The sequence below is a fragment of the Paenibacillus sp. GL_099_B genome (assembly GCF_057835695.1).
Genome location: NZ_CM174430.1, coordinates 3369963 through 3389357, shown reverse-complemented (window position 1 = coordinate 3389357; position 19395 = coordinate 3369963). Strand labels below are relative to the sequence as shown.

General features: G+C 45.5%; 17 protein-coding genes, 1 pseudogene and 1 riboswitch. Of the genes and pseudogenes, 5 read left to right on the top strand and 13 right to left on the bottom strand.

All coding sequences use genetic code 11. The annotated features are described in order from the left end of the window. The first annotated feature begins 20 nt into the window (after positions 1-20). Positions 21-1283 (top strand): MFS transporter, encoded by a 1263-nt coding sequence (locus AC3ITG_RS15515; protein ID WP_489254285.1) that lies wholly within the window; start codon positions 21-23, stop codon positions 1281-1283. Between the two features lie 170 nt (positions 1284-1453). On the opposite strand, the gene AC3ITG_RS15510 is transcribed toward AC3ITG_RS15515, so the two are convergent. From AC3ITG_RS15510 to AC3ITG_RS15500, 3 genes are read right to left on the bottom strand one after another with little or no spacing between them, the layout of a single operon-like run. Continuing rightward, positions 1454-1939: a nitroreductase family protein gene (locus AC3ITG_RS15510; RefSeq protein WP_489254284.1), complete on the bottom strand. Its 486-nt coding sequence runs from the start codon at positions 1937-1939 to the stop codon at positions 1454-1456. 16 nt (positions 1940-1955) lie between these two features. Further along, positions 1956-2540: a nitroreductase family protein gene (locus AC3ITG_RS15505; RefSeq protein WP_489254283.1), complete on the bottom strand. Its 585-nt coding sequence runs from the start codon at positions 2538-2540 to the stop codon at positions 1956-1958. After that, entirely contained in the window at positions 2537-3034 is a 498-nt protein-coding gene (locus tag AC3ITG_RS15500; RefSeq protein WP_489254282.1) for a MarR family transcriptional regulator, read from the bottom strand. The genes AC3ITG_RS15505 and AC3ITG_RS15500 overlap by 4 nt, the downstream gene beginning before the upstream one ends. A 241-nt stretch (positions 3035-3275) precedes the next feature. Further along, a riboswitch (ZMP/ZTP riboswitch) is annotated at positions 3276-3357 on the top strand. A 51-nt stretch (positions 3358-3408) separates the two neighbouring features. Between AC3ITG_RS15500 and AC3ITG_RS15495 the strand changes: the two genes are divergently transcribed. From AC3ITG_RS15495 to AC3ITG_RS15480, 4 genes are all read left to right on the top strand, one after another. Beyond that, entirely contained in the window at positions 3409-4260 is an 852-nt protein-coding gene (locus AC3ITG_RS15495) for a bifunctional 5,10-methylenetetrahydrofolate dehydrogenase/5,10-methenyltetrahydrofolate cyclohydrolase (protein WP_489254281.1), read from the top strand. Positions 4261-4427: 167 nt separating this feature from the next. Then, complete coding sequence (locus AC3ITG_RS15490; RefSeq protein WP_489254280.1) at positions 4428-5195, top strand: DUF817 domain-containing protein; 768 nt, start codon at positions 4428-4430, stop codon at positions 5193-5195. A 13-nt stretch (positions 5196-5208) separates the two neighbouring features. Next, positions 5209-6021, top strand: coding sequence for an undecaprenyl-diphosphate phosphatase (locus tag AC3ITG_RS15485; protein ID WP_489254279.1), 813 nt, complete (start codon positions 5209-5211; stop codon positions 6019-6021). A 136-nt stretch (positions 6022-6157) separates the two neighbouring features. Further along, a protein-coding gene (locus AC3ITG_RS15480) for an IS3 family transposase (protein ID WP_489252704.1) occupies positions 6158-7485 on the top strand; the annotation gives its coding sequence in 2 pieces (ribosomal slippage) (positions 6158-6527 and positions 6527-7485; 1329 coding nt in all). A gap of 115 nt (positions 7486-7600) precedes the next feature. On the opposite strand, the gene AC3ITG_RS15475 is transcribed toward AC3ITG_RS15480, so the two are convergent. The 10 genes and pseudogenes from AC3ITG_RS15475 to AC3ITG_RS15430 form a co-directional block, all read right to left on the bottom strand. Beyond that, positions 7601-8302, bottom strand: coding sequence for a hypothetical protein (locus tag AC3ITG_RS15475; RefSeq protein WP_413378729.1), 702 nt, complete (start codon positions 8300-8302; stop codon positions 7601-7603). 34 nt (positions 8303-8336) lie between these two features. Next, a pseudogene (locus tag AC3ITG_RS15470) lies at positions 8337-8786 on the bottom strand (hypothetical protein); the annotation flags it as partial. 362 nt (positions 8787-9148) lie between these two features. Beyond that, positions 9149-9823, bottom strand: a complete 675-nt coding sequence (bshB2, locus tag AC3ITG_RS15465; protein WP_053781932.1) for a bacillithiol biosynthesis deacetylase BshB2 — start codon at positions 9821-9823, stop codon at positions 9149-9151. 23 nt (positions 9824-9846) lie between these two features. Then, the gene (locus AC3ITG_RS15460; RefSeq protein WP_024631702.1) at positions 9847-10191 is read right to left on the bottom strand and encodes a YojF family protein; all 345 of its coding nucleotides are present in this window, start codon (positions 10189-10191) and stop codon (positions 9847-9849) included. A gap of 101 nt (positions 10192-10292) precedes the next feature. Further along, positions 10293-11210, bottom strand: coding sequence for a deoxyribonuclease IV (locus tag AC3ITG_RS15455; RefSeq protein WP_489254278.1), 918 nt, complete (start codon positions 11208-11210; stop codon positions 10293-10295). A 218-nt stretch (positions 11211-11428) separates the two neighbouring features. After that, positions 11429-13900 (bottom strand): family 43 glycosylhydrolase, encoded by a 2472-nt coding sequence (locus AC3ITG_RS15450; protein WP_489254277.1) that lies wholly within the window; start codon positions 13898-13900, stop codon positions 11429-11431. Positions 13901-14161: 261 nt separating this feature from the next. Continuing rightward, complete coding sequence (locus AC3ITG_RS15445; RefSeq protein ID WP_489254276.1) at positions 14162-15490, bottom strand: family 43 glycosylhydrolase; 1329 nt, start codon at positions 15488-15490, stop codon at positions 14162-14164. A gap of 52 nt (positions 15491-15542) precedes the next feature. Further along, positions 15543-17234 (bottom strand): carbohydrate-binding protein, encoded by a 1692-nt coding sequence (locus AC3ITG_RS15440; protein WP_489254275.1) that lies wholly within the window; start codon positions 17232-17234, stop codon positions 15543-15545. A gap of 33 nt (positions 17235-17267) precedes the next feature. Next, a complete protein-coding gene (locus AC3ITG_RS15435) occupies positions 17268-18110 on the bottom strand; it encodes an NAD-dependent epimerase/dehydratase family protein (protein WP_489254274.1) in 843 nt (280 codons plus the stop codon). A gap of 34 nt (positions 18111-18144) precedes the next feature. Next, entirely contained in the window at positions 18145-19368 is a 1224-nt protein-coding gene (locus AC3ITG_RS15430; protein WP_413378714.1) for an enolase C-terminal domain-like protein, read from the bottom strand. Between the last annotated feature and the right edge of the window lie 27 nt (positions 19369-19395).

Here is a 19395-nt window from a genome sequence, read left to right as displayed (position 1 = left end):
ACGCACACGGAGGAACATCCATGCTTAAGCGCAGTTATTATGGTTTACTAGCTACTGTCACTCTGAGTTCATTTGGTGACGTATTTGGTCTTCTGGCTATGGAATGGCTTGTCTATGAAATAACCGCATCTAAGATGGCCATGGGTGCGATGGCACTAAGCTTTAGCATTCCAGAAGTGGCCATTCGGTTGCTCGGCTCGCCGTTATCCGATCGGTTACACCGAGGGCGGTTCATGGCAGTCCTTGCTTCTGTTAGGTTGCTTGCTCTCTTATTACCGCTGAGTCTGGGACTCGCAGGCCACTTGCAATTATGGCACCTTTTTCTGGCCGCAGGACTAAGCGGGGCATGTTCTGCCCTGTTCATGCCCACCGCAATGGCAATTGTTCCGGGAGTATCAGATGAACGCAAACTGGTGCGTGCATTCGCGGTAATCGACGGCTGCCGTAATGCAGCTGCTTTGTTGGGCCCAGCCTTAGCCGGAGCTCTTACTGCCGCCGCCGGGGCGTTGCCAACGCTTGGCATCAACGCCGTTTGTTACACCGCCGCCATTGCCACGTTACTCTATCTGCCCACAATGCAGAAGCCAGTAGCAGCTAAGGCGTCCTTTTCAATTAAGGCTTATCTCAGAGATATTCACGAAGGTTTCTCCTTTTATCGTAGTTTCCCGGCCATGCTCTCGATTATGGGAATGGTTTCGATCAGCAACATGTCTTCTGTAGCGATCTGGACGATGATGATTCCTTTTGTTCGTGAAGTGTTAGATCGGGATGCCGCTGCAATGGGCACACTCACCACTGCTTCTGCATGTGGAACATTAGTAGGACTATTGATCATCTCGTGGATGGGTGAAATCAAAAGACGACGGACAGTCATGCTGTGCAGCCTAGCCGCCATTGGGCTTTTTAACGCCTTACTGGGCCTATTCCCGAGTTACCCGTTTGCACTCGTTGCCTTATGTGCCGCTGGTGCAGCAGGACCTTTCTTTGGTTCTCTCAGTTCATCTTTACATGGCACACTTGTCCCCGGACCCCTGCAAGGCCGAGTTAACTCAATACGGTTCCTCATTGGTGGCGGACTGCAGCCTGTAGGTGCTTTTGTAGGTGCAGCGGTTGCAGAACTATATGGTATTCCTTTTTTATTCTTGTCTTTGGGTCTGCTCCCCTTGCTTTGTTCGGCCGCCGCAGCTTTCCTTCCAAACCTGAAGAATTTAGATGGTGATTTATCTACTTTACAGAATAGAACACAAATTAATTCTCATAACAAGGAAATTAACACATTATAGGAACATCATTTTTTTTAAAGAGGTGAATCTCTGGATTAGTTGTGTGTATCCGCTTTAGCTGATTTTTAATCTGCCAATCGGATACATACCGCATAAAAAAAGAACGACAATCCCTGCTAAGGTTTTGTCGTTCCTCTTTCAATTGAAATCTCTTCCCTACATCTTACAAGCTACAGCAGTTCGAACTGAAGCTGAGGCTCAGCTATCTCAGCTTTCCCTTCCGGCTGTTCGGCGCCATATCCCAATTCTAGTACCGCAGCAATCCGCTCGTTGCCCAGTACGCCAAGAGTTTCAGTACGACTCCTGTCATACATCCAGTCATGCAACGTGCTGCGCACACCCAGGCCCTGTTCATGGGCAAGCAAACGAAAATTTTGGATCAGACAGCAGACTGCTGCAAAGTCCTCTTCCCGCTTATGATGATCCGCCTCTTCCTTCACCAAGACCAGAAGATAGGCTGGAGCGTGCTCCTGCAATCCCTGCATGAGTTTCCCATTACGGTTATCGGCAAAAATAAATCGCCACGGCTCACGAAGTCCATCATTTGGCGCCCACACGGCGTGATTGAGCAATTCAAGGATTAGCTCCTGCGATACCGGTCGATCCAAAAAATCTTTTGGACTGTGTATGCCTCCTTGCAGATCGGACAATTCCATTTTTACATCCTCCCCTCTACGTAGTCTGACCCTGAAATACAGTCCACTTTTGCTCAGCTGGTGTTCTTTTCCGGCTTCTTGGCGCTTTGTCGTAATATCCCATATGAAGAATGCCAACAAATCTTTCATCCTCACGCAGTCCAATTCCTTTGAAAAAGCCTTTATTCTGAATCATGGACTCTGTATCCCACAGCATTCCTAACCCTTGTTCCCATCCCAGCAGTTGGAAGCTCTGCATCACCCCGCAGGCTGCCGCATAATTGCGGTCATTGGTCAGACGATCCGGTCCTACAGTCGACATAACAATGACGTGAGCAGGAATATCGGTAAACCTCTTTTTAAACACATCCAGCAGTTTTCCCGGAATCAACTTGCCGAGCTTGCTCTGCGACATCTGTTCCAGCATGCAGTCAACCAACCGTTTGCGTGCTTCGGGAGTTCCGGCATAAACAACACGCCATGAGCCAGCTTCAACAGTTGGTTGAAGCCGTGTGGCCTTGTGCAGCAATTCAACCACCAACTCCTGTTCCACCGGTGTAGAATTACATTTACGAATACTTCTGCGTTCCCTGATCAATTCTGCCAGACTCAAGTGTTTCACTCTCCTTCAGTTTTTCTGGATTCCATATCCATGCTGCTGTCTTGAAGAAATTGATGTATTATTTTCAGCTCCGGTTCCGAATATTTGTCCAAAGAACGATAGAACCGTTCAGCCTCAAGTACATGTAAACGTTCATGCAGTTCAAAGATCTTTTTGCCTTGCGGTGACAACCGGAAATAGCTCTCCTTCTTGTTGTCATTCATTTTCGTACGTTTGACGAATCCTTCCTCCAGCAGTTTGTTGCCGATCTTGGTAATACTTGCTTTGGACAAATTCATCGCCTCAGCAATACCCGTGTTGTTAATAGGCTCATGCTTGCCAATGCAATCTATCATATGAACCGCGGTCAAATGCTGAGGGATTTTGTCCATGCTTTCCCGCTGGGCGATACTTAGAAAATGTTCAATTTCCGTATCTTTGTGATTCTCGTATACATGTAAAAACCGAATAAATTGGTCATACAGTAACTGTTTTGTTCGATCGTTTGAATCCATTCAGCTATCGCTCCTTATTTACTTATAAACAATAAAAAACCCTTAAATGATCAGTTTTGTTCACTAATTAAACATTAAATGATTTACTAGTTAACAATATATCACGAGTGATAACAGTTATCAACTATATAACGAAGATTGGGGCTACCAGGGAAACTAATAACCCATACAAATCAAAGAGAGATCCATTAACTATTGAACAATTCTGCTTTTTCAAGTACTATCAATCTAAACAATTTAAACGATCATATGTAACTGGCGAACACGGTGAACCGTGAGGGAGCATATGGTTTTGTAATAAGCCGTACGCCTGGGCAGAGGTAAGGAATATTTATTTCCTTGCCTCTTTTTTATGTTGAAAGGGCGATGTGAAAATGAGTACTGACAAACTGATCTTGAATGGACAAACGGTAGCGGATTTTATGAAGGAAGACATGGCCTCGAAGGTTGCCATTCTTAAGGAAAAAGGCATTCAGCCTAGTCTCGCTACAATTCTCGTCGGAGATGATCCTTCTTCAGCGACCTATGTGCGGATGAAAGGAAATGCTTGTGCTCGTTTAGGCATGCATTCCATTAAGGTCGTTCTTTCTGCGGATACCACCACGGATGAATTGATTCAAGAAATTAACAAGCTAAATGATGACCCTTCCGTACACGGTATTTTGCTTCAGCACCCTGTCCCGAATCATATCGATGAAAGAGCAGCTTTTGATGCCATTAGTATCGAGAAGGACGTTGACGGTGTAACGACCCTCGGTTTTGCACTTAATGCTTTTGGAGACGCAGAATTCCCTTCCTGTACACCACAGGCTATTATGCGAATTCTGGATTTCTACAATATTCAGATCGAGGGCAAACATGCGGTTGTCATCGGAAGAAGTCCAATTCTGGGCAAGCCTGTCTCAGCCATGCTGCTAAACCGGAATGCAACGGTGACGACTTGCCACTCCAAAACCGTGAATCTGGAGGAAATTGTGAAGCTTGGCGATATCATAATTGCAGCCGTGGGCAAACCGCTCTTTGTTAAAGGCGACTGGATTAAACCAGGTGCTGTCGTTATTGATGCAGGTTATAACAAAGGCAACGTCGGAGATGTGGACTACGAAGCTTGCTTTGTTCCTTCTTCAGCAATTACACCTGTACCGGGCGGTGTTGGTCCTGTAACGATTGCGACGCTCATCGAACATACGATTAAATCTGCCTACAAGCTATCTGAAAATGCATAAATGGATTAGCCAAAAAACAAGGTCCCTCCAGTTGACGAGGGGCCTTATTTGTCTTCGAATAAGCTCGAATTGAAAATAAGAAAATATATATATCTTTTTTTCTCTTTTTACAAACGGACCATATCTATATTATTATGAACAAGGCTTAGGAAGGAGATAAACATAACTTGAAACCTTTAGTACAGTTCCTGCATTTCGGTTATCATCAGGCGATGAGTTGCATTTTTCCTGTGGCGATCTTTGGAACGTTGGCCCTTTCTAGCGTAATTCAGATACCCTTTCTTTATCGCTATGATGCCATTCTGCTTGTATTATTAGCAGTACAATACCTTATGCACCGGAGCGGATTGGAAACACGTGATGAAATCAAAGTCATATGTATATTTCACGTGATTGGGTTGGTACTGGAGATGTATAAGGTATGGATGGGTTCCTGGTCATACCCTGAGCCTGGGTATACCAAGCTCTTTGGTGTCCCCCTTTATAGCGGATTTATGTATGCAAGTGTAGCAAGTTTTATGTGTCAAATATGGCGCAGATTGCGTATGGACATGACGGGCTGGCCTGGGTTTGCATCTTCAGTTCTGTTAGGTGGAGCTATCTATATCAACTTTTTCACACATCATTTTATTCCCGATTTTCGTTGGTGGTTGACCGCTCTTGTATTTATTGTTTTTCGAAAAACATGGATTATCTATCGGGTACGATTAACTACCTATCGAATGCCGTTAACACTCGCTTTTATCATCGTAGGTTTTTTCATCTGGACCGCTGAAAATATAGCTACATTTTTTAACGGCTGGAAATACCCTGACCAGCATGACTCCTGGCAACTGGTCAGTTTTAGCAAGATCAGTTCGTGGTTCCTTTTGGTGATTATTAGTGTCATCATTGTTGCCCAACTGAAATATGTCAAAGCCAATCGAAAATCATGAGTAGGAGGATACAATGGAAGACTTTATTTTGTGGTTGAAATATGTGTTATTAGGTATCGTACAAGGGGCTACAGAGCCTATTCCGGTTTCTTCAAGCGGACATTTGATTATCGTTCAACGATTGCTTGGCATGGAGCAGAACGGATTATCCTTTGAAATTTTGACGAACACCGCCTCACTGATTGCCATTATGTTTATCTTTCGGGAAGATATCAAAAAAATTATTGTAGGAGGCTGGCGGTTCCTAGTCTCTCGCAATGCGGAGTACAGAGCAGATTTTATGTTTTGTCTATACATAATCATTGGTACCCTCCCTGCTGCGATCGGGGCTGTGCTATTCAAGGATAAAATTGAAGAAATATTCACTTCTGTTTATACGGTTGCGATTAGTTTACTGATCACAGGAATTGCGCTGTGGCTCATTCGAAACCTTCGCGGGCGCAAAAGAGATGGAGATTTGTCTGCGAAAGACGCAGTACTGGTGGGTCTGGCTCAAGCGGTGGCTCTTATTCCGGGAATAAGCCGCTCAGGTGCAACAGTCATTGCATCTATTGCTGTCGGGATGAAACAAGAAACAGCGTTGAAATTTTCCTTTATGCTCTACATTCCGATTAGCATCGGCGGGGTAATTTTAGGTGCATCTGACATCGTAACCGATCCGCACCGCGCGCAGTTGGCTATACCTTACATTTTAGCGTTCATTACGACCCTTATCGTAACCTACTTTTCAATGAGATGGTTCATGGGAATTATGGCTAGAGGGAACTTGATTTACTTTTCATACTATTGCTTCGTAGTCGGAATTCTTTTACTTATTTTTTTGTAAACCGGAATTTCCTTGTAACGTATAAGGGAACAACCCCTAAACTAAAATGTACCCTATAAGATGGACACTTTAAAAAAGGTCATCTTGTAGGGTCTTTTTGTGTACAATGAATAAAAAACGAGCGGTGGTCAAGCGGATGTCAAAGAAATGCTTTACAACTCAAGAGCAAGATCAGTTAAGAAGAAATCCCTATGTGAAAAATGTCAGCGCTAAAGCTATTACGTACACGGATGCGTTCAAAGAACGATTTATTCAAGAATACAGTCAAGGTACGCTTCCCCGTGAGATTTTTCAGGAAGCAGGCTTTCCCATTGACGTCTTGGGTGCAACCCGAATTCGAAAGGCTTCCAATCGATGGCGTGCGGCTTTTCAAGAACAAGGACCTGCTGGATTAACAGACGGTAGAATACACGCTTCAGGCCGTTCTCTGACCCGTGAATTAAGTCTTGAAGAAAAATATGCCCGTTTGGAAGCGAAAATGAAATGGCTTGAAGCGGAGAATGAATTCTTAAAAAAGCTCGATCAACTCGAAAGGCAGATGAGAAAAAAGAAATCCAACTAAGTACGCGGCAAAAATTCGAACTGATTCAACAGATGATGCATACATACCCTTTCCAACGCAAGGTGCATGTTCTTTGTGAAATTGCTGGAGTTTCACGTTCGGGCTATTACCAATATTGTAGCGAAGATGCCAGGTTACATCGTCAAAATCAGGAACAAGACGATCAGAAAGTGAAAGCGATCGTTCTGAAAGCCTACCATTACCGTGGAAGAAAGAAAGGCGCCCGTCAAATCAAAATGACGCTGGAGCACCAATATGGAGTCATATACAATCTCAAGCGAATTCGTCGTGTCATGCAAAAGTACAACATCGTTTGTCCGATTCGAAAAGCTAATCCCGCACGTCGTATGGCCAAAGCGACCCAAGAGCATCGAACCTGTCCTAACACGTTAAATCGAGCTTTTAAGCAAGGGATTGCAGGCAAGGTACTATTAACGGACATCACGTATTTAACTTATGGGAAAAATAAGCGAGCCTACTTATCGACCATTAAAGATGCTGAAACGAATGAGATTTTAGCTTATGAAGTCTCTGCTTCACTCGGTTTGGACATTGCGATTGAGACGTTGAATCAACTCAAAAAGCATCGTCACCTCACCTCAGATGCGTTGATTCATTCAGATCAAGGATTTCACTATACGAACCCAAAGTTCCAAAAGATTGTGAAGAATATGGGGCTGGGACAATCCATGTCGCGTCGAGGAAACTGTTGGGATAACGCTCCACAAGAATCATTTTTTGGGCATTTTAAAGATGAAACGAACTTTAAAACGTGTATGACCTTGGAAGAGGTCAAGCAAGAAGTGAAAAGCTACATGATTTATTACAATCATTATCGAGGTCAATGGAACTTAAACAAGCTGCCGCCTGCACGATACAGACAGCAGCTTGAAGTTGCCTAACCTTTTTAAATTGTCCTTTACAAGGGGTACATTTTAAACAATGGGTTGTTCCCTTTTTATTGTATTCCAAACTTGGCTATCCCTACCCTACTCACAGGTTCCGTACGAACACTCATTAACGTTCTCCCAGAACCATGGAACCCATGCCATTCGGATCATCAATTTGTTTATGGGTTACGAGCTCTCCTTTATCGTTGAATCCCTTCATTTCATACGGGATAGTTGCAGATGAGGGCAAGTATACAAACCAGATTATGCTTTCCGGTCCCACCTCAACCAGCTTGGCTTCGGTAACTACTGGTTTCTCATCCCCCTCGAACTCGACAGTTACACGCTGAATAGCCGGGTCTAATATATGTCCAAACAGCATAGGGAAAGGTGTCGATATATGACTCAATCCAGGTATGCTCATATAATCCATTGCAGACGTGAACTGAGATGATTCACCGATGGAATATCCGCCACCCCATGCCCACTTCCATCCTAATATTATTTTCCGAGCATACTCCATCTGAAGATTGCTGTTATTTTCCTGACCCGTTTTTTGTTTAAACAAAATTATGCCGCCGTCTACCGGTTCTTGATGAATGATTTGTAATGAATCATCATTATTTCTAAACTTCTGGATCGCTTCTTCAGCAGTTTTTCCTATAGGAATATGCATGGTTTCACTCATTCCCATTGCTTTGGACATGCGCCGATCGGCTAGTCCGCCAGGTCTGTCATTAACATAAACAAATGCGATGCACGTTATGAGCAAAAGTAAAATGACTATCGCAGTAATTCGAATGAATTGTTTGCTTCGCATTTTTGGCATTACGATGTCCACTCACTCCTTAAGATGATGATGACTATTCGTCCTGAACCGTGGATAAAGACACAAGGACCGGACCAGCGAAATCAGAGGCTTCGTCACCTTTGGGATTGTGAAGACGGAATAAAAAAACGTCACCTTTTTCTGATTTCCAGACCATATAATCGTTTATCCCTTTTTCAGATGAAGCTTGAAGATAAAGCTCAGCAAAACCAAGCGGGTGCTCAATCAACTCGCCACTATAATCAGTCACCGCGCTGAATTTTTCCAATTCTTCTCGCCCCGCTGTCTCAAGCTTTTTCAAATCATAATCAGAGGGCAGCGGTTCAATATCCACATAGTAGTCCGGATTGCTTGTCAGCGACAAGCGGCCTTTGGCAGCATCAAAAGAAAACTTCTCGAACACGTACAATGTAAAACCCTCTCCTTGATGCAAGGTTGCCGTTTGTGATGAATTCCCCTCCCCTGTCATCAAATCAAAACTTTCTGTTTGCGGTCGTGTCGTTTCAGATGTTTCTACATTCTCTGTGGTGGGAGCTGTAACCGACTCATTTGTTGGTGCTCACGGTTCAGAGGTTGCAGGCGGCTCTGTTTCTCCAGAGCAAGCTGTAATTGCAAGAAACATAACGAATATCGGGATTTTAATAAAAACAGAACGAAGTTCTTTCAATTGTATCACTCCTTACGAGTTTAATGGTCAATATGTTATTACCCATGGAAGCGCATAGAAACCATACGCTCTCCCCTTCCCACTCCATTCACCACCTGAACAATATGGTATGTCTAAAACAAAAAAAAGTCGCCATAATGGCGACTTTTTACGCAAATTAGATTCTACAGATTGTAAAATCAATCGAACTTATAGGTCCAAAATGCTTCTCTTCCAAACCGATTTCGGATTTGTTCATCATCCATTTCCCGCTTGCCGACAAGTTCCGGCGCTTGGAATTGTGAACGGTGAGCTCGAATCGACGCCATTTTCTTGGCAAGGAACCCGCTCACATCTTCAATCACATCCGCTTTCCCGATGCTCTCTTCGTGATTGTTCGAGAATGCGCAGCAGTACACAATAGGTCTTTCCTCTGCGGGCAATCGACCAATCGTTCGCGTAACTGCGGCTCCGGTTGCATCATGATCGGGATGCACACTATATCCCGGATAGAAAGTAATGACCAGTGATGGGTTAAGCTCCTTGATCAGCGCCAAGATGTGGCCATCTAGCAGCTCAGGGTCTTCAAACTCGATCATTTTATCATGAAAACCCAGCATCCTTAAGTCTTGAATACCAATCGCATTGGAGGACTCTATGAGTTCATCCTTACGGATTATTGGCAAGGTGACCCGGTTGGCAAATGGAGGGATGCCCATATTACGTCCCATCTCCCCTAGAGTCAGGCAAGCATAAGTGACTTGAGCACCGCCTTCTATGTACTTCGCCAACGTTCCCGAAGCAGTGAATGCTTCATCATCGGGATGGGGAAACACAACTAAAATGCGCTGATGTTCAATCTGTTTGTTATTCATGCTTATTTGATCCTCCGCTTTCATCAGAACAATTCCCGACTAAGTTGTAAAGCTACAACCAGCTTTCCTTGACTATCGTGACCAGCCAGAATGAGTCGTTCTTGTTCCAGCTCGTCAATGTGTGTAAGTCCCTCAGCGTATATCCAGCCGTGAGTGGTCTTTAAGCCAACTCGGTATGGGCCCGTGCCCGAGATAGATCCTTGCGTATATCGTATGACCGCATTGGAAATGAATGCCGACCCCGGGTGCCTGGTGCTATCGAAGTGACTGGCGTAAGCACCTGACGTGAGTTCGAGGTGTAAATATAGGTCCTGATCGAGAAGTTGATTGATCCGGTGTTGGATGTCTTGAGGCTCTATTGGCTGCATGGCGGCCTCCTTTTTAGTAAAAAGTAACGTTCTACATCCATTTTAACATATGTCCCGTGAGAATAAACATGGAATGAGTGAGCGAATATTTGTAATACTCTCTATTTACTGTTTTCTAAAGAATCCTCTTCCTTCTGCACGGGTTCAGAGCACTCTCTTCTTAACAGGGCAATTTCATGTCGATAAGGTGCACTTTTATATTTTATTTTGCCAATCGACGGCGTCTCAAGCAGTTTCGGAAGTGACACGAGTTCGGGATGATGTACGATATAATCCAAAGCCTGAAGTCCGATATGTCCGTGCCCGATGTTCTCATGGCGATCTTTCCTCGATCCCCGCACATTCTTAGAATCATTGATATGCAGTACTTTTAATCGATCAAGGCCAATTACCTTGTTAAACTGCTCAAGTACCCCATCAAAATTATGAACAATATCGTATCCGGCATCATGAACATGACAAGTATCCAGACATATGGAAATCCGTTCATTCCGTTGCACGCCATCGACAATCTGTGCCAGTTCTTCAAAGCTTGTTCCGCACTCTGTTCCCTTTCCGGCCATCGTCTCCAACGAAATCTGTACCTCCGGGTGATTATCGTCTTGTAATACTTCGTTTAATCCCCGGATTATTTGTCGAATACCGATGTCCAATCCAGCGTTTACGTGGGCCCCAGGGTGAAGAACAAGCTGATTTGATCCAAGCGATGCCGTTCGTTCGATCTCATCCCGTAGAAATTGTACGCTAAAATCAAACACCTCTCGCTTGTAACTATTGGCCAGATTTATCAGAAATGGAGCATGCACAACTATATTGGAAATGCCCTGATGCTTCATATGCAATTGTCCTGCTTCTATATTATATTGCGAAATAGGTTTTCGTTTCGAATTCTGCGGTGCGCCGGTATACATCAGAAAAGTAGATGCGCCGTAAGAAGCAGCTTCTTTACTAGCCTGGAGAAGCATCTCTTTTCCTCCAAAGGATACATGCGATCCAATTAGCAGATCACTACTTTTCATTACCAACCACCCTCTCCTGTCGAATCCATTATTCAATTATCAATGAAATGGGTTGGATTGGCTAATGGGAAATGACGGTGGTGAAGGAGATCAGAGGAAGGCACCACTGGGTTATAATAGCTTATATCGTTTAAGGCAAAAAAGCCGCCAATTGGCGGCTTGATATGCATTTCAGTTCTCGTTACAACCATTTTCATTCTCAACGCTTAGCTTCCGGTTCAAGGAGTAACCGATACGTTATCGAAATGCGTATGCTTGTTTGCCGTTCTAACACCGATTTTGCCATGCGTGAACGGATTCAAGCTGTTGTCGGTATAATCGATCTTCGGAGTGACCATATCATCCACATAAACTTTGATGTTTGTACCATTAACGGCAACTTTCATATGATACCAGGTATTGGTGGAATATGACTGCGCGTTGCTCTTGAGGAGCGCCCAATTATAATTCATCTTGCCCAGACTGACTCCGCTTGTGGTCAGATAGGCGTAATATCCTTGTAAAGCATCATAATTGTTTTGGCCTCGCTCAGTGCCGTGGGATGGATTGGACACTCTGACAAGCAAGCCCCCATCTCCCCCCGAGTCAATCATCTTGATATCTGCCTCGACCGTATAATCCGCCCATCCCGAATCCCCAAATGTAGATTTGGCAGGTCCGGTGCTCGCTGCACTGTATTCTCCGTTCTCCACCGCCCAGGTTCCTTCAAACCGGGTCCATCCATTGTCATCGCCGTCGTTAAAATTATCGCTTACGCTTGTCACATCAACATTTTTCTGAAACGTCATTCTTGAGAAATCGGCCTCACCTGTTACGAACTCAACCTTTAATTCCCGTTGTCCGGCGTTTAAATAGACCTTTTTCTTCGATATGTTTTTCCAATTATCCCATCCGCCCGTATTAGGTACATTGACGATACCCGTTAAGTCGGTCGCACCATCCCACACTCGGATCTGAGCCCCGTCCAACGAGGTAGCCATGCGAAAATCAATATCGTAATATCCACTTGACTCTACGTTTACTTTGTATTTATACCATTCTCCAGTCTGATTCCAGCCTAAGTTGAACAGTCCATCGTTATTCAGGCGAATATCCCCGGCATCGGTCCGATAAGCCCCGCCCAGGTTCCCGGCCGTTGTATCGTGATAAGCGACACCTTCGCCTCCTTTCATATAATGAACTGCCTCGATTGTGCCTGGAATCGGTTTGGAGGCATTCCATGCGCTGCTTCCGTTCACATCGTTGTTAAAAGCAGTATAGCCGAAGTCCGCATGCGTATCCTCTGTCAGAACACCAATTTTGCCTGCTCCTACATTGGCGGTACGCGTTGCTTTGAACATACCATCTACGTAGTATTTAAACGTTGATCCCGATTTTTCTATCCGTATGTTATGCCATTTCGAATAATTGAAGTCGGCAGGCAGATCGAATGTTTGCCAAGCCTGATCCACTCCGTTAATTCGGAAAAATGTCTCAAGTCTTTTGTTTTTCGAACTAATCAGCGCAACACCGTAATTGTTCTCATTCGTATAGGAGAATGTAGCGCCGTATCTCGGATTGGTGGACGTCCCCCGATTCATTTCCTTCATGTTAAATTCAGCCGTATAATCGGATGCGCTGCTCGAAGCGGTAACTTGTTTATACCAAGTTGAGCTGCCCATTGAATTTTGCCACATGAGTTCCTGATTGTAGATGCCCCAATTACCACCGTTCACGTTGGACCAATTGCTCCCGATTGCAGAACGATCGAAGTAATCATAGAAAACAGGCATTTCTGGATTGGGTTGATCCGTTGAAGTCGGACCTTGCACGATCATCTTGTCGTTGTTCCATACAATTCGGTCCATGTTCAGATGCCGTAGAGGTCCAATTATTCCGTTACCTTCCAAATTATGATACATCATATAGTGAGTGTCCAGATTAGGTCCTGTTACTACGGTATTGTGTCCCAATCCCACGGTTGGGCCCTCTGTACGAATCAATACCGGGTTTGTGCTATCAGTAACATAACCTGACCTCGGACCTGTGGTGCTAACTGCTACATCCACCCGATATCCTTTACTAAATACGTGGTTACCTGTATAGGTCATATAGTATTTTCCATTTCGTTTGAAGACGGTTGAACCCTCAGTCCAGCCTCCCATCCCCACTCCTGTTGACGCACTCACTCCGATCTCAGTCGGACTGCTCATCGGTGCTGCATCTATGCGGCCCTGTGCGGCGTGATAGAAGCTGAACGAGCCATCATCGTCAATGAATACATTACCGTCAATCGACTTTCCAAGGTTGCCAGTTACTACATTGAAGGGTCCGGTAGGACTTGTGCTGCTCAGCACGTAATGACCTTTTCCGGCAGGTGATGTATACATGTAGAACATGCCATTCCAGTAAACGACTTCAGGAGCATAAGCTCCGTGCGTAATAGGATCTGTTGCAGCTAATCCACGGTACGACCAATTCACCAGGTCTTTGGAGCTCCAGACTTTGACACCGTCGTCCGTATCTCTTGTGCTTACATACAGGTAATAATATCCATTAAATTTCAATACATAGGGGTCCCCGAGTCCATATTGTCCCCATTCATCCGGTAACGTTTGCGGATTTTGATAGGCTTTGGCAGGGAGTGGCACCGACGAAACCATTAATAAAATAACCAACAGCGTGAACATGAATCGACGACTCTTCCTCACATGATTTCCTCCTAGTCTGTTTTTTGTTACCGCTTACAAATACATCAAGGTTCTCTACGTGCGCTTCTGTCTTACATCTGGTGTTGAAATCTAGCATAAAGTAAGCAGTTACAAATAGAAATAACATTTCGTTGTCATTTATTTGGCATTTTGTTGGAAAAAAGTGCTTATCTTTTTTTAGAACTCACTCGTTCATATAAACAAGAAAAAACCTCAGGAAAACTCTCCTGAGGTTTAGACGTATATCCCGTTTCTTACGTATTAATCCAACAGCGGGATAACGGTGAGGCATAAAAGATTGATCTCTCCATGTCCACCTGAAATTTTGATTGTGTTAACATTGCCTGGCTCCAAAGGAACGGTGATATTTGTGATCCCGTTAAATTCTTGCAAACCGCCAGTGGATAACGCATTCAGCAAGGAATAGTCCTGGTCATTAATCGTCAGATGCAATTTGGCTAGTCGTTCGCCTGTGGCATAATGAAGCTCAACTGATGCTCTTCCGCCTTCGCCTCCATCTATATTTTTAAACAAGGCGAAAGCTTCTGAGGATTGAAGATTCCCGACCACGGTTTGCCCGGATTGCAATTCCCTGATTTCAGCTCCACCAAAGACCTGGCTGGCTGCGCCCGCATAAACCTTCCGTTGCTGGACAGGAACTGGGGCTGGACCGACGGAGGACACACCTTCCCTTGTCTGAACCACAGGCTTGATGGAACCATCTTCATCGAACTCCAGATAGTCGATACATACGCTGCGCAGCGTACCTTCTCCAGAGATCGCTTGATTGTGATAAAAAAGATACCATTGCCCATTGAATTTCACTACAGAACCATGGGTAGTGGAACAGCCGGTCGGCTCCAGGAAGATGCCTCGGTACGTCCATGGACCAAGCGGATTCTCGCTTGTTGCGTATCTCATACGGTTGTTATTTTCCAAATTATCCGCATAGGTAAGGTAATAAAGATTGTTTCTTTTGAATACCCAGGCCGCCTCGTGAAAATCCTCGAGACCTTGCATTTCTGTCATACCGTTTTCCAGAGACATCATATCTTCATTGAGCTTACCTCCTAGACAGACACTGCCGCCACCATAATAGATATAGGTGCTGTTGTCATCGTCTACAAGTACACACGGGTCAATTAGTGCAAACCCGCCAAGTCCCTCGATATACCCTTGATCCGTAAAGCCATGCGCTGGGTTGCGACTGGTGGCAACCCCAATTTTCCAGGAATCGTTCCAGTTCGAATCACTTGGATGCGGATAATAGAAGTAATATGTCCCATTCTTGTATGCACAGTCAGGCGCCCACATGAAGCCGCCCTCCGGTCTGCCCCAGGAAACGTCGTCCGAACGGAGTATTTCCCCTTCGTCCAACCAGTGAACCATATCCTCCGAGGAGAAAACATGATATCTGTCCATGAGATCACAGCCTCGGGCTGGGTCCATGTCATGAGAAGCGTAAATATAAATTTTACCGTCATTCCATACATGTGCCGAAGGGTCTGCTGTGTATATGGATGTAATTACTGGATTCATGGATGTAGTCTTTTGGCGTGTGGTTTCAAAGTCAATATCATTAGTAGTCATTTTAAATCCTCCTGAACGTATACTTACTTGTTAAAATCATGCCCTTTGGGCTCTATTGATGACTCGTTGGATGGTTTGCAGTCACTGGAATCTGGTTTTTGAACATGCGATTGATATCCCCTGCAAGTCGGAGATAAAAGTCCGAAGATACGGCAACACCGTCGGCATCCAGCGTCAGAAAATATTGATTGGTTGGAATCATGGAGCTGTTCTCTGCCATCTTGGCAATAGCTGTGCCTTCATCGTACTCGTCAAACATTGCGATATATCCAGTATTAATGCCGATGCTCTTCAGATTGTAGGCCTGCCTCCACATGAAGTCACCATGCAGACGCGGATTTTCGTTTCTTGGGCCACCGGTCATGTTCGACCAGGCCGAACCCGGCCAGATAACTGGCTGATAGTCAATTCCATTCTGCTGGGTGAAGGTCAGGTCGGGCTGAAGTTGATTGCTTTTGAAGCTGTCCGCTTGCTGAATATTGCCGAAGCGTGCAACGGACCAAGGCGAGATCATATCTAACGACTTGTAGACATTCATAAAGTCAGATCGGGAGTCGTTGTTACCTGTTCTCCAATACGTAGGCACACCGCCGATGACATAGATCCCCTGGTTTTTGAACCAACCGATCAAATCGGCCGACTCTGCTGCAGTACCCGGCCGATCCGTGAAGCCAATACCCCAGATACAAACAACCATTTTGCCGTTCTGCTTCGCATAAGCTGAAGATGATGGAAGGTGCATATTGTTCACGACATTAGTCGACCAGTCATGCTTGACTGCCTGTACCCAATTGCTCGTATTCATTCCCGTAATGTCATACATGACATAGAACTTGCGATTATAGGATTCCGCGGCATTCTTAACCTTGACGGCCACGCTGTCCCGGTTGCTTTTCCAGTTGTTAGGTGTGTCACTCTCATCTGCGCCGAACCGTTGCAATGCTGCACCGTCGATATTGTAGGTTTGCATCCACTCAAAATGTTTGTTGACCGTCTCCTGATCGTATGAGGAGAACAGTTTGGCAGGAGAACCATTGCCGAGGTTCGCCAAACTTGTCTGATACAGCTTGGAATATTCGCGAAGGTCTGGATACAACTCGAAATTCTCGTTGCCATTTGCTGATGGTGCACTGCTATTTTTGGACCAGTGCACCCAGCCCCCGTTCGGTGAACCGTCTCCGGCTGCGTTGAACCAGCCTTGATATCCGGCATACAGTTTGCCTACGACATCGCCTCCGCTACCTGCGGCGGATGCACTGAACTTGAACCAGAGTAGATTGAACAAATTTCCGGTTCCGCCAGTGAATTTAAGATAGACCGTGTGTACACCAGTGGCACCACTGATCGACCCGGAATTGGTTTGCCAGGATTGCCACCCGCCCGTACTTGGAACAGCAACAGTTCCCGCGAGTGTCCCGTTTAGGCTATCCAGACGGACCTCAATGGTACCGCCACTGTTATTGCTTGCAGCTCTCACGTCGATTGAATTGGCACCGCTGCCAAAATCCACATTGTTGAATACAATGTAATCGCCGTTGTCGATAAATGCGACATTTTGCCCGCCCTCGCTGGAACTTTCCAGCTGGACTCCAGATTGACTATTGTAACTGGAAGCCTGCGTTTGATTAAACGCGGAAGCTGCCGATACGATGGAAGGAGAAATAGACAAACACAACGTAAGAATCAATAATGCCGCACTTGCAAAAGCCAAAACCCTCTTGTTTTTTTGCATGAAATTTAGCATAGTATCCCCCTATTCATTTTAGTTGCGTGTGAACTACTCCTGTTCTTCATCCGTCCACGAATGCCTCGGTCCCCAGGATAGAACTTCTTTTACCATTCCATTACTGACAATTGCTTCTCGATTAGAGAAACGTGTCCGTAGATCTTTTACATCGGGATAAAAGGTGGCGAGCAAGTCTGTCGTTTGGCGATCGCTTAACGTATCATTAGCGGTAACATTAACATGAACAGCCCCATCATAATCGGCGTGCAGAGCAGCCAAACAAGCATCCACGGCATCCCTGATATCAATGTAACTCCACAATATGTGCTTGAACGTTTCCGCCTTCGCAATAGCCAGATGTCTGTACTCTCCCGGTCCCACAATCATTGAAAAACGGAGGGAAATCACCTGCATCCCACTTCTCCGATGAAACATCTCTGCAGTGAGCTCATTAACGATCTTGGACAGGCCGTAACATTCCTGCGGCTGTTGCGGATGCTGTTCATCCACCGGGAAATAATCGGGAGAGAAGGGGGTGTTGGCCCAGGCAAATCCGTAGGATGATTCGCTAGAGCCCATGACCACCTTTTTTATACCCAGCAAAGAGGCTGCTTCCAGCACATGGTATCCGGAAAGTGTATTATTAGCGAAAATGTAGCTGTGAGGGTAGTGAAGCGGCGCAGGAATCGCGGCCAGATGGATGATCGCATCCACTCCGGCAAGCGCTCCCACGACTTGACCATAATCGTTCAGATCGACAATGATCTGTCTGCAACGGACCCGGTCAGACAGGTGTTTATCCAGCGATACGACATCATGACCCTGTAATTGCAGCTTCTCAATGACCTGTGAACCCAGCTTTCCGCCTCCGCCTGTAACTGCAATAGTCTTCATTCCTTTATCTCTCCTGTCTGTTCTTGTCACTTCGTTATGGTCGCACCAATGTCCCATCCGCTTTACGGTCCAGAGGATACGGCCGATGATATTTGTTGGGATCCCACGAGTCGTTAAGTAATGATTTGGCCTTCACTTCATCCAATTCAATGCCCAGTCCCGGTTTGTTGGAAGGATATAGATATCCGCCCTCTCTGACGATATGTCCTGGGAAAGCCTCCAACTCATGAGGTTTAAAATGATTGATTTCCTGGATACCAAAGTTCCACAGGGCCATATCCAGATGGACAGCAGCTGCCTGGTTAACGGGATCATTCTCCCCACCCTCCTGCCAGGCTGTTCGTACTCCGTAGGCTTCGCCCAGCGTAGCGATCTTGCGGCAAGCGCTGATTCCGCCTGCTTTCGATACCCGAACTCTAATGAAATCGATCAACTTCTCTTGAATCAAATCGGTCCACTCCTGAGGATTAACAAATAATTCTCCTACTGCCTGCGGCGTAGCACTCTGTTGACGAAGCTGTCGATACCATCCGATCTGTTCCGGAGCAAGTGCATCTTCCAGAAAGAAAAGATGATAAGGCTCAAGTCGCTTCGACAGCTGAATGGCATGAATTGGAGACAAATGTTCATGCACATCATGGGTAAACTGAATCCCATTACCAAATTCCAAGCGCAACTTCTCGAACATGTCAGGGATGGCATGCAGATACGCATGTTCATCGAATACAGGACCGCTGCTCCAGGGCTCGCGCGGCAAATTCGCGTCCTTGCCGCTGACAAATCCCCCGCCACCGTAGCCTCCCATCTGCACTCGAATGACCGTGTATCCTTCTTCCATAAAACGAGATACATCTTCTTTCAGCTCGCTGATATCAGCACCTCCGGCATGGCCGTAACAGGGAACTGCCGAACGGCAGGCCCCTCCTAACAATTGATATACCGGCAGATTCGCTTCCTTGCCCTTGATATCCCACAGGGCCATGTCAATTCCACCAATGGCCGTGTTAAGCATTGCCCCATTTCTCCAATATCCGCTCATATGCATGAGATGCCACAAATCTTCAATTTGGGATGCATCCCTTCCCATAAGTAATGGTGCCAGCAGTTGTTCTATGACCTGTACCACCGCTTCGGGATTATAAAGATCGGAAGCAGAACCCAATCCGTAAAGACCATCCTGATCCGTCGAAATCTTCACAATTGTCCAGCTTCCGTCGTGTCTTGTACGTAGGCATTCTATCCGTGTAATTTTAGCCATGCGTTCACTCTCCTCATTTGCTCCATT